We start from the raw sequence: 11,759 nt of genomic DNA on the forward strand, positions 1-11,759 counted from the left end.
TTGTCTGGTGAGTCGGTTGGTCGGGCATAGTTCTCTCCTCAGCGGAGGGTGTTCCAGGTGAAGGCGACCAGCGCCCAGGTGAGAACGACGACTCCCCAGTCTCGTGCTCTCCAGGGCTCGTCAGTCATCTCGGTACGCCGTCGGTGGGCACCGAAGGCACGTGAGTCCATGGACAGGGCGACGCGCTCGGCGTGCTGGATGGCCAGGATCATCAGCGGCAGGATTGATCCGATCCAGCGGACCACGGGGGCGAGCGGCCCCCAGCGGTCACCGACTCCGCGCAGCGCCCTGGCGGTGCGCAGGAGCACGAAGTCGTCTTGGAAGCGGGTGATGAAGGCGATGGCCGCGGTGCCTGCCGCCCCCAGTCGGTAGGGCATGTGGAAGGTGGTGGTCAGGGTCCGGATGAGGGCCTCGGGGTCGGTGGAGACGCCGGAGACGAGGACGAGTGCGACGAGCGCACCGATGCCGGTCCCTCCTGTCACCGCGTCACCCAGGTCGTAGAGGCGCGCAGCGGTCTCCTGGTGGTGGCTTCCGCTGCTGAGGATCCAGATCATGAGCGCAGTGACCGCCCAAGGGGCGATCACCGAGGCCATGGTGCGTCGCAGGGAGGCGCGCGCGGCGATGACCAGGACCGAGGAGGCCAGTAGGACGCCCAGGTTGAGGTGATGGTTGCGCAGAGCGAAGACCATCACCATGACCGGCAGGACCGACGCGAAGAGGGTGAGGGGGTTGAGCGAGGTGAACAGGCCTCGCCGTGGCTGGGGCCGGGGCGGCACCGGGGCGGGCTCGGGCAGACCGGTGCACGAGTCCGCTGCTCCGGTGCCGGACGCCTCCGCCGGCTCATCCACGTCGTCGGCGGCGGCGACCTCCTGCACCGAGGCTGGAACCGTTCGGGTTCGCGACGTCGGTCCCGGCAGGGCGATGATGTGGGTGCAGTGCTCCAGGGCGAGCTCGAGGTCGTGTGTGGCCATGATGACCGTGCGCCCCTGATGGCGCAGCTGGTCGATGAAGTCCATGAGCTCGCGGGTGTTGTCCCAGTCCTGCCCGTAGGTGGGCTCGTCCAGGACGACGACGTCGCGCTCCTCGCTGACCATGGTGGCCACCGACAGCCTCCGGGCCTGGCCGCCCGAGAGGATCAGGGGATGGTGGTCCCGGTGGGCGGTCAGGTGGAACTGCTCAAGGAGCTGGTCGACCCTCGCCTGCGAGGTCCCTCCGACGGCGAGCTCGGCTCCGACGGTGGTGGCCACGAACTGGTGCTCGGGGTTCTGGAAGACGTATCCGACCAGGTGCCTTCCCTTGCCGACGTCCCGGCCACCGACCACCGCCTTGCGTGCGGTGGAGCGCACGAGACCGGCCAGGGCGGACAGGATCGAGGACTTGCCCGCGCCGTTGGGGCCGACCAGCCCCACGAGCTCTCCGCCACCCAGTCGCATGGACACGCTGGGCGAGCGCCCCGGTACCTCGAGGTCGACCAGCTCGACACTGGTTCTGGGCTCCGGCCGGGTGCGGCCGGCGAGCGCGTCGCGGGTGTCGATGGACTCAACCTGCTGCCAGCTCTCAGCGGAGTCCTGCATCTGTTTCTCCAGGTAGCGCACCTCGACGTCCGCACACAGATCAGCGAGCCGCGGCACTCGGATTCCGGCTTCGGCGCAGGTCAGTGGTGCCTCAGGTGCGGAAGAGCTCGCGGGCAGGCCACCCTCGACGTCGCGCAGCGCCCGGGGCATCCATACGCCGGCGTCGGTCAGCTCACCGCGGTGCCCCATGAAGACCTCACGCGGGGTGCCGACGGCGATGATGCCTCCGACGGTGTCGAGAGCCAGGACCTGGTCGACGATGGGTAGCACCGGGTCGAGGTCGTGGTCGATGACGACGACCGCCGTGCCGGAGGCTGTCAGAGAGGAGATGAGGTCGTAGAACTCCTCGCGGCCGGTGGTATCGATGGTGCTGGTGGGCTCGTCGAGGACGAGGAGCCGGGGGTGCATGGCCAGGGCGACGGCGACGGCGAGCCGCTGACGCTGTCCGCCTGAGAGCGTCCAGGGGTCGTCCCAGATGCGTTCGATCAGGCCCGCCCCGCGCAGGGCCTCGTGGACCCGCGAGGTGATCTCACTGCGGGGTAGGCAGAGATTCTGCAGGGGGAAGGCGACGTCGTCGTGGACGGTGCGGGTGACGACAGCGGCGTCGGGGCTCTGACCGACGTAGGCGACGGTCTCGGCCAGGGTCTGGACAGTGGCATCTGCGACCTCGGTGCCGTCCAGGCTCAGGCTGCCGGAGTACTCCGAGGGCAGGCAGTGCGGGATGAGACCGCACAGGGCACGCACCAGCGTGGTCTTGCCGCAGCCCGACGGACCGATGACGGCTGTGACCCGACCGCGCAGGTGGGTGAGGCTCACCGAGTCCAGAACCCAGCTCTCGCGTCCGAGGTAGTGGACACTGAGCCCCTCGATCCTCACCAGGGCCGATCCTTCCGGCCCGCCATGCGGCTGTTCCACCGCCGGCGCGTCGGACACGGCGAGCGCTGAATCAGGCACGGCCGGTCGCGCGGTGGTCGATGCCGACGCCGGCGCGGTTGAGCAGCCGGGTCAGGACGATGGTGATGGCACCACCGACAAGTGCCGAGACCACGGCGATGATGACGCCGGCACTTGCCGAGGCGATGCCCGCCGAGGCGCTCATGACGGAGACGTACATGATGCCGTTGAGCAGGCCGAAGGTCGTCGCCGAGATCAGGAAGGACCACCAGGTCCACTTCCGGTAGAGCATGAGGGCGAGGGGCGCCTCGACGAAGGCTCCGCCGATGAGGGTGCCGACGATGGCGGCGGGACCCGTCGGAGTGGTGAAGACACTCATGATCCCCATGAGAAGGGCCGCGATCATCACGGCGCCGGGGCGGCGCACGACGGTGGCGGGCAGCAGGAAGGGAACGAGCCACAGTCCCATGATCGCGCAGCCCAGGAGAACTGCGTCTCGGGAGGCTCCCGCCGCCGGGGCCAGGTAGTTCAGGGGCACCAGGAGGATCATCGAGACCACGGCCAGAGCGGCGATCGTCATGAGGTGACGGGTTCCGAGCGCTGAGTCGGCCAGGCCCGAGCGTGACGACGTGCGCACGGTGGGCCGCTCCTGCCCAGTCGATGTCGCTGTGCGGTTGGTGGGACTCATGTCTTCTCCTCGTGTGTTCTCGCAGGTCACGGTGAACAGTCCGACGCCGTGCCGGAGCACCGGGGACGCACCGCCTCAGGCGCGTCAGCGCGACGGCCTCACGTCTACTCGGATATCGTCATGTTTGCAAATCATTATCATTATCTACCTAGATGTCATTCGATCTCGATGACGTGGTCGGTGCACTCGTTGAGGAACTCGATGTCGTGGCTGATGACGATGACGACGCGCCCCTCGCGCGCCAGGTCCCGCAGCTCAGCGGCGATGGCCACGAGATGTCGGTGGTCGACACCGGAGGTGGGCTCATCCAGGATGAGGACGCGGGCGTCCTGGTCGATCGCGGTGGCGATGACGAGGCGCTGCTTCTGCCCGCCGCTGAGCGAAAGCGGGTGACGGTCGGCCAGGTCGGCCAGGTCGAGGCGCTTGAGCTGCGGAAGGCCGGCCTCCTGGGAGACCGACTCGGCGAAGAGCTGGCGGTGGACGTCCTGCATGACGAGGAAGGCCTGCCCGGTGGCGAGCTCCTTGCCGTCCAGGGAGATGCGCACGCCCCTGCGGGCGCGTTGCAGACCGCAGACGGCTCGCGCCAGGGTTGTTTTGCCGATCCCGTTGGCACCCATGACGCCGGTGATCGCACCTGCGGGAAAGAAGAGCTCGGGAATGTCGAGAATGAGGCGGCCGCCGCGCTCGACCTTCAGGTTCTCGATGCGCAGACCGCCCTCCTGCAGACCTCCGGAAGTCTCGTTGGGCTCAGCCCATAGCGCGCCACCGGCCGCGCGGGAGGGATGCTCGACGCCGCTGCTCACGACGTCGTCGGCCGTCCTATCCGCGTGGCCGGTCCGGGCTGCGACGGGCTCGGGGCTCGTAGCCAGGCGGGGCCGCTCCAGGGTGCGCAGGCCCAGCCGCCTGCGCCGCTCGTCCTCGATCCGCCACAGCTCCTCTCCGCCCATCCGGTGCAGGACGCGTCCCCGCCCCATGATGACGGCCTCGTCGACGAGGCCGCGCAGGAAGTAGATGCGGTGCTCGGCCACCACGAGGGTCCGGCCGGCCTGTTTGAGCCGTTCGATGGCGGCGCGCACGTCGTCGATCGCCCGCGGGTCCAGGTTGGAGGTGGGCTCGTCCAGGAGGATGACGGGGGTCTGCTGGGCCAGGGCCTGGGCGCAGGCGACCTTCTGGGTCTGGCCGCCGGATAGGCCGCGCAGCTCCCTGTCGGCCAGGTCGGTGATGCCCAGCGTCTCCAGGGCCTCGTTGCGACGTCGCCGGATCTCCGGCGCGGGGACCTGGTAGTTCTGGGGCGCGAAGGCGAGTTCGTCAGCCACGGTGGTCGTGAAGAATTGGGAGGCGGGATTCTGGAAGACCGTGGCGGTGCGCAGGCCGGAGCGCTCGATCGGGGTGTCGCAGACCTCCTCGTCCCCGACGAGGACCCGACCGGTGAGCTCGCCGTCGTGGAAGTGCGGGATGAGGCCGTTGAGCAGCCGCAGGATCGTGGACTTGCCCGACCCCGAGGCCCCGCACACGAGGGTGAGGCTTCCGGGGGCGACATCCAGATCGACACCGTCGAGCACCTGCTGGCCGGTGGGATAGGCGTAGGAGACGCCTCTGATGCCCAGCCTCGTCTCATCAAGCGGGGTCACCACCACGCCCCCGGGACGGGAAGCAGCGCGAGAGCCACCATGGCGGCGCTCAGTGCGAGGAGCACGGCGTCGGCACTCCCGAAGCGCAGACGATCGACGACGGTGGGGCGGCCGCCGCCTCCTAGCCCCCTGATGAGAGCCGCGGCCGAGAGGTCGTCGGCGCTGCGGGCCGAGGCGGCCAGGACGGGCACTACGAGCTTCTCAATGCACTGAAGCGGGTGGCGCCACAGGTAGGAGCCGCTGTAGCCGCGCAGCCGCATGGCCTCGATGACGCCCCTGGCCTCATCGAGGGCCACCGGCACGAACCGGAAGAGCACCGCCAGCGGAATGGTGAGGAACCGCGGCGCGCGCAGCTGGTTGAGGGCCGCCAACAGGGTGCTCACACGGGTGGTGGTGACGAACCACGCCCCCAAAGACAGTGAGATGGCGAAGCGCAGCAGCCAGTAGGCGACGACCCCGAGGAACACCGCGAGCCCGCTCGGCCACCACTGAGGCAGCTGAGTCAGCCCCCAGAACATCGCGGTGATGGCGCAGTAGCTCATGAGGACGCGCACCGGCTCGTCCAGGGCGATGAGCATCCCCACCAGGACCGCGATGAGTCCGACAGCGCCGGTGGGGGCAACCCCCATCACCAGCACGTTGCACACCAGGAGCAGCAGGAACTTGCTGCGCGGATCGGCGCGAACACGGGCAATAGCGCCGACGCCGGAGCGGGGGCGCGCCCCGAACGGGGCGTCGAGGAGCGAGCGGCTCTGCGGGCCCGGCGCCGCCGGGCCGGCCGGGGACATCGAGATCTGTGAGCGCCGCATGCTCAGGCGACGCCTGCGCGCTCGAAGTGCTTGCGCAGCACCTTCATTCCCAGCAGAGCGCTGGCACCGGCCACGAGTGCGATGACGAGTATCCACCCAAGAAGGAACTTCATACTGATCAGCGACTGGAGGTCTCTGGCGTACGTGTCCCCCATGGACTCGCGGATGTCGGCGAAGTAGGCGTCCGAGGCCCATATCACCGGGAGGATCGGGCTGATGGCCCACATGGAGAAGACGGCGAATCCCAGGGCGTTGGTGGCGGTTCTGGCGTATCCACCGGCGCGGGTGATGGCGTCGGCGGCGAGTCCCAGGACGGTTGCGACCAGGGGTGTGACCCAGGCGTGTCCGGTGGCGACCATGAGGATGCCGATGATGAGCCCCAGGATGGCGTAGGCGCCGAAGGCCCGGGTCCGGGCCACGTAGAGCATGCAGATGATCGCCTCGACAATGATGCCAATGATCCCGCCGATGAAGATCATGATCGGGTGGATCGCCCCGAGCATCCCGGAGGCGAACAGAGCGATGAAGTACAGGGCGGTGAAGACTCCCACGTTGATGAGGTTGCGCGGCGAGGCGATGTTCGCCGCCCGGGCACCACCGTTGCCACTGGCGGGGTTGGTCGCTGCTGACCTGACTGAACTGGCTGTGCCGGCCATACCGGATCCTCTCGTCAGCACCTCACCGGCTTTGGTGAGGCATACCTAAGTGTGTACTCCTTCTCGGGGGTTCCCGCAAGGGCCGAACAGGCACGGAGCAGCTATAGGACGATCAGGACTAACCGTTGAAAAGACGGGAGAACCGGGTAGTGAACCGGCGCTGAGGATGCCGGGCGAGGTTCTGAGGAGCCTAGCCCGGAGCGCCCAGGCCACCGCGTCCCACAAGGTCGATGCGGTGCATCTCCTCGGGACGCAGGCACCGCACCCGCTGAGTCAAGGACTCGGCGGCGTCGCTCACAGTCGCCAGAGGGTCGGGCAGGTCCACGGGAGCAGTGGGTGGTGAGTCCAGGCGCAGGCTCTCCCAGGTCACCGAGAAGTCGGCGCCCACCTCCAGACAGGCCGCCACGAAGGCCCCCCGCAGGGCGGCGCGCGTTGCCGGGGGCGTGTGGCGGGCGCGCTCGATCTCCTCCGGTTCGCACAGGCACGCCATGGCCCCCTGGGTGACCAGGCGTGGCCCCAGCCCGGTCTCGGCGTTGAGGTCGTGGTAGGCCAGGTCCACCCGCGAGCGCAGGGCCCCCAGGGCATCACCGGACAGCTGGGGGTGGCGCTCGCGCTGGGCGCGCATGAGGCGACGCTTGATGGCCCAGTCGATCTCGGTGTCGATGGCGCCGTCGTCGTAACGGCGCAGCGCTGAGATGACGCGTGGCGCCAGGTCCTCCAGCAGGTGCTCGGCACCGCGGAGGAAGTCCGGTACTCCGGCGTCGCCCAGGTAGGAGGTCATCCGCTCCAGGAAGGCCTCCTGGATGTCGACGGCGCTCAGGCGGCGGCCGTCGACGGTGATGGCGGGAACGTCTCCCCAGGGGCTCTCCCCCAGTGCGGACAGCGTGGCCAGCGGGTCGGCCAGGATGAGGTCGGTGAAGTCCCAGCCGGCCTCGAGGGCGTCCAGGAGCAGGAGGGTCACCGCACTGCGCAGTCCCGTCGTCGGCTCGGCCATGGTGGTGTCGGCGCAGGTGACGTGCAGGCGGCGCAGGCGGGTGGCATCGGCATGGGGCTCGTCGCGGGTGTTGACCAGGGCGCGCTGCCCGGTGGTGTCGGCCGAGGTCAGGGCCTTGAGGTGCGGCGCACGCGGCGACAGACCCCAGAAGGCATCCTCGTCCCCCGATCCCCGAGCCTCCGTGCCGCTGCCGGCGGCACCTGGCTCCAGTGGTCTCCCGGAACCGACCAGGACCGGGCGAGTGGCGAAGAAGGAGGTGAGGACCGCCATGGTGACCTCACCACGCCCGACGTCGACGCTCTCAGTCCCGGGCGCATCATCGAGCAGGTGACGGGGCACGGAGTAGCTCTCGTGGCAGCCGTAGGTGTGGCCGGCGGAGTCGGTGTTGTTGGCCAGGAGGTGGAAGCGGACCGCCGTCCCCGCGTGGGCGAGGCTCGTGGCGGCGCTCTCCGCCATGGCCGCCAGGATCGCCCGCCCAGCCTGATCCTGGGCGACGAGGTCGCGCACGCTCACGCACTCGGCGGTGGCGTACTCGGGGTGGGCGCCGATGTCGAGGTAGAGGCGCCCGCCGTTGGGCAGGAAGAGGTTGGTGCTGCGGTAGCCGGCCGGCCGGTGACGGAAGATGAGCGCCGCCGCCCGCTCGACATCCGGCAGATCCGCCTTCACCGCTTCCGGTGGCCCGGCGGGGGTGCACAGGACGCCGAACTCGGTCTCCAGGCCGGTGACGCGCGGCCCCGGGGCGCTGGCGCTCACTGGCCGCCCTTCTGGACGAAGCCGCGCACGAACTCCTGGGCATCAACGGCCAGGACGTCGTCGATCATGTCCAGCACCGAGTCCAGGCCCTGGCCTCGGGCGGGGCCGGCGGGGGCGGGCGTCGGGTCGTCGTCGGGGGCGGGGTCGTCCTGGCGGCTGCGGGATGGCTGGGCGAACTCACTCATGTCTGCTCTCCTGACAGGGTGGCGGATGTGGTCACTGCTTCGGCGGCCCGCCCCGGGTCGCCGGGGAGCTCGCCCGTGAGGCGCGCTAGGACCTCGACGACGTCGGCGGCGTCCTTGAGGGCCGGTGCCGTGGCGGCGCGGGTGAAGGACAGGGTGTCGGTCAGGGGCAGGCGACGCTGGGCCTTCTCACCGGTCTCCAGGACCATGGAGTGCCAACCGGCGGCGACCACCTGCCCGGGGAAGGTGCTCACGAGCCTACCTCGCAGCCAGGCCCGGGTCGTGGTGGGCGGCTCGGCGAGGGCCGCCTCCACCGCCTCGTCGCTGAGCCCGCCACGTGCGTCGACGCCGGCGGGCACCCGCTCGGCCAGGCCCCGTCCGGCCGGGGAGAGCTCGGACCAGGCCAGGTCGACGGCGTGGAGGACGTCGTGTCCGCGGGTGCCGGGATGGCGACGGGCGGTGGCGTCCAGGAGCTGCTTCTTGGCGACCCACTCCAGGTGTCCGGCGGCTCCTTGGGGCTCCCCCGGCTTGTCGCCATCGGCGCACTGGGCTTGAAGCTCGCGCAGTGAGGCCAGTGAGGCCTCCCAGAAGGCGAGAATCGCACCGGTCTCGGCACCTTCGGTGTCGGCACCGTCGGCCAGCGCTGCCAGGTCCGGGCGCAGGGGGTCGCCTGTCGGCGCCGGAGCGGGGCGGCCGTGGTCCCTCAGATGGCTGCGCACCGTCTCGAGGTAGTGCTCCAGGATCTCCAGGGCGCTCAGGCGCCGGCCATCGGCGAGCTCGAGCGCTCCTTGAAGGCGGGTGTCGCGGGAGACGTCCCGGGCCTGGGCCACGGGGTCGGCCAGGCGCAGGCGGCGCCAGGAGGCGGGGACGCCGTCGGCCAGCACCTGGAGGACGAGGGCGGTCATGCCGAGCTTGAGCCAGGCGATGGTGTCGAAGCAGTTGGCGTCGCCGGCCACCAGGTGGAGACGGCGCCAGCGCTGTGGGTCGGCGTGGGGCTCGTCGCGGGTGTTGACCAGGGGGCGGTCCACCGTGGTGCCCAGGCCGACGATCCTCTCCAGGTAGTCGGCCCGCTGGCTGATCTGGAAGTCGGCGCCATGGGCGACGGTGCCGGTGCCGACCCGGCCGGAACCCACCAGGAGCGGGCGGGCCACGAGCAGGGGCACCAGGGCCTCGACGAGGTCATCGAAGTCGAGGGTGCGGGGCACGAGGTAGTTCTCGTGGGTGCCGTAGGTGGCGCCCTTGCCGTCGACGTTGTTCTTGAACAGTCGGGCCTCCACGCCGCCACGGCGCAGCCGCTCGGCGCCCCTGGCCACCAGGAGGTCCCCGGCCCGGTCGGCAAGGACGGCCTGCGCGGCACCGGTGCACTCGGGAGTGGCGTACTCGGGGTGCCCGTGGTCGACGTAGAGGCGCCCACCAGTGCCCACGCAGGTGGCGGTACCGCGCTGCCATGCCTCCTCCTGGGCGGTCAGACGCACGACGGCGGTGGTGCGCACCCGCCCGGGGACGGGGGCCTCGACGGACCCGGCTCCGGGGATGTCGGTGAGCATGGAGGGATCGGCCGCTGAGCGGTCCATCTCGAAGCCACGGGCGTCACGCAGGGGGTACTCACCGGAGTAGTCCCAGCGCACGCCCCGGCTGCGCCCCACCTCGCCCTCGGCATCCAGGCAGGCGGCCACGACGTCCTCGGGCTCGGCTCCGAGGATGCCGTACTCGGTCTCCAGGCCCATGACCGTGACCTCACGGCCGGGGGCCCGCTGGGTACTCGCCGGCGCCACTGCTCTCACTCCTCCCGCGAGCGCTGGAGCACGCTCATGGAGACCACGGGTGTGCCGCGCCGTCCGCTGACGCGGGCCCAGTCGTCGGGGTGGACGGTGGCGGGCAGGCCCTCGTTCTCCATGATCTCCTCGATGACGGCGCGGTGCAGGTGCTCTCGCGTCAGGCCGCGCCTCCCGTTGGTGACCAGGTCCTTCACGGCCGCCTTCTTGGCCCGGTCGACGATGTTGGCGAGCATGGCGCCGCTGACGAGGTCGGCTACGTGGAGGATCTCGACCTGCCCATCGGAGTGGGTGAGCTCGACCATCTCGGTGGCGCGGCGGCGGGTGTAGAGGGCCTCGACCACCTGCTCGATGAGAGCGTCCACCGCTCCCTGCGCGCCGCCGCGGGCGGCCAGGAGCTCCTCGCTGATCGGAAGGTCGGGCGTCAGGTAGGTCGCCAGGATCTCGGCGGCGCCGTCCCGGTCCGGCCTGCCGATACGGATCTTGACGTCGAGGCGGCCCGGTCGCAGGATCGCCGGATCGATCATGTCCTCGCGGTTGGTGGCGCCGATGACCACCACGTTGTCGAGCTCGTCGACGCCGTCGATCTCGGCGAGCATCTGCGGGACCACGGTGGTCTCCACGTCCGAGGACCGCCCAGACCCGCGGGTGCGGAACAGGGAGTCCATCTCATCGAAGAAGACGACGACGGGCACCCCAGTGGCGGCCTTCTCCCGGGCTCGGGCGAAGATGACGCGGATGCGTCGCTCGGTCTCCCCCACGTACTTGTCCAGCAGCTGGGGCCCCTTGATGTTGAGGAAGTAGGCCTCACCGCGCCCACCCGCGCTCAGGGAGGCGGCGACCGCCTTGGCGATGAGCGTCTTGCCGCAACCGGGCGGGCCGTAGAGCAGCACGCCGCGCGGCGGGGTGAGCTGGTGCGCGCGATAGAGGTCAGGATGCAGGAAGGGCAGCTCGACGGCGTCACGGATGAGCTCGATCTGCTCGCCCAGTCCGCCGATATCCTCGTATCCGACGTCGGGCACCTCCTCCAGGACGAGCTCCTCGACCTCGGAGCGCACCACGGGGCGCAGCGCCATGCGCACGGCCAGGTCGGCCACGAGCGCATCGCCGACCCGGGGGCGGTGGTCGCTCAGGGTCGCCGAGAGGCTGAGGACCTGCTCCTCGTCGTGTCGGGCCAGGACCAGGACGGTGCCGTCGTCGTAGGTCTCTTTGACGGTGACGACCTCACCGAAGCGCGGTGAGGGGGTGGTGTCGGTAATGACGAGGTGCTCGTTGAGGACGACGTCGTCACCCGGGTGGAGGGAGGAGGACACGACGGCGGGCCCCACCCCCACCCGGTGGCGCCGCCCGGCGATGGAGACGTCGGCGGTGCGCGCGGTGGCGTCCACGGCCAGGACGGTGGCGTGCGCCAGGGGTGGGAGCTGAAGGGCCTTGACGTCCTCGTGGAGGGCCGCCAGCTCCTGGCGCGCGGCCCTCAGGGCGTTGGCCAGGTGTGCGTTCTTGCGACTGAGCACGCCGGCGTTCTCACTGAGCTCCCGCAGACGGTCGGTGGCGTCCGCACCGGACCCGGCAGAGGGGTTCCGGGAGACGCCCGACATCGTCTGCGCCACTGGGTCCTTGTTCTCCACCGGCTCCTCATCCATGTGCGTCCTCCTCGACTACGGCCCGGGACCGCTTCGGGTCCCCCTCGATCCGTGTTGGTACAAGCGTACCAATCAGCACCCATTTCGTAACCCGTTTCCTCATCCATTAGGCAGGTGGAGCAGCACCGACGCCCACCGACCTCACACCGGACCGTGTCGA

At 70.2% G+C, this 11,759-nt stretch carries 9 protein-coding genes; all 9 read right to left on the reverse strand.

Going from position 1 to position 11,759, the window contains the following annotated elements:
* Window positions 1–38 precede the first annotated feature (38 nt).
* The 9 genes from BKH28_RS09945 to arc all read right to left on the reverse strand — a co-directional run bounded on the left by BKH28_RS09945 (window position 39) and on the right by arc (window position 11,599).
* Window positions 39–2,450: an ATP-binding cassette domain-containing protein gene (locus tag BKH28_RS09945; protein WP_075418655.1), complete on the reverse strand. Its 2,412-nt coding sequence runs from the start codon at window positions 2,448–2,450 to the stop codon at window positions 39–41.
* Window positions 2,451–2,520: 70 nt separating this feature from the next.
* Window positions 2,521–3,156, reverse strand: a complete 636-nt coding sequence (locus tag BKH28_RS09950) for an ECF transporter S component (protein WP_050998558.1) — start codon at window positions 3,154–3,156, stop codon at window positions 2,521–2,523.
* Window positions 3,157–3,311: 155 nt separating this feature from the next.
* Window positions 3,312–4,787, reverse strand: a complete 1,476-nt coding sequence (locus BKH28_RS09955; RefSeq protein ID WP_075418735.1) for an ABC transporter ATP-binding protein — start codon at window positions 4,785–4,787, stop codon at window positions 3,312–3,314.
* On the reverse strand, window positions 4,784–5,596 hold the full coding sequence (locus BKH28_RS09960; RefSeq protein ID WP_075418656.1) for an energy-coupling factor transporter transmembrane component T: 813 nt from the start codon (window positions 5,594–5,596) through the stop codon (window positions 4,784–4,786). The genes BKH28_RS09955 and BKH28_RS09960 overlap by 4 nt, the downstream gene beginning before the upstream one ends.
* Window positions 5,597–5,598: 2 nt before the next feature.
* Entirely contained in the window at window positions 5,599–6,252 is a 654-nt protein-coding gene (locus BKH28_RS09965; protein WP_075418657.1) for an MptD family putative ECF transporter S component, read from the reverse strand.
* A 190-nt stretch (window positions 6,253–6,442) separates the two neighbouring features.
* Entirely contained in the window at window positions 6,443–7,999 is a 1,557-nt protein-coding gene (locus BKH28_RS09970; RefSeq protein WP_075418658.1) for a proteasome accessory factor PafA2 family protein, read from the reverse strand.
* A complete protein-coding gene (locus BKH28_RS09975) occupies window positions 7,996–8,184 on the reverse strand; it encodes a ubiquitin-like protein Pup (RefSeq protein ID WP_003786115.1) in 189 nt (62 codons plus the stop codon). The genes BKH28_RS09970 and BKH28_RS09975 overlap by 4 nt, the downstream gene beginning before the upstream one ends.
* On the reverse strand, window positions 8,181–9,956 hold the full coding sequence (locus tag BKH28_RS09980) for a proteasome accessory factor PafA2 family protein (RefSeq protein ID WP_256695724.1): 1,776 nt from the start codon (window positions 9,954–9,956) through the stop codon (window positions 8,181–8,183). The genes BKH28_RS09975 and BKH28_RS09980 overlap by 4 nt, the downstream gene beginning before the upstream one ends.
* Window positions 9,957–9,961: 5 nt before the next feature.
* Window positions 9,962–11,599, reverse strand: a complete 1,638-nt coding sequence (arc, locus tag BKH28_RS09985) for a proteasome ATPase (protein WP_075418659.1) — start codon at window positions 11,597–11,599, stop codon at window positions 9,962–9,964.
* Window positions 11,600–11,759: the final 160 nt, after the last annotated feature.

Origin of the sequence: Actinomyces oris (assembly GCF_001937665.1) — a bacterium.
In the GTDB taxonomy this organism is placed as follows: domain Bacteria; phylum Actinomycetota; class Actinomycetes; order Actinomycetales; family Actinomycetaceae; genus Actinomyces; species Actinomyces stomatis.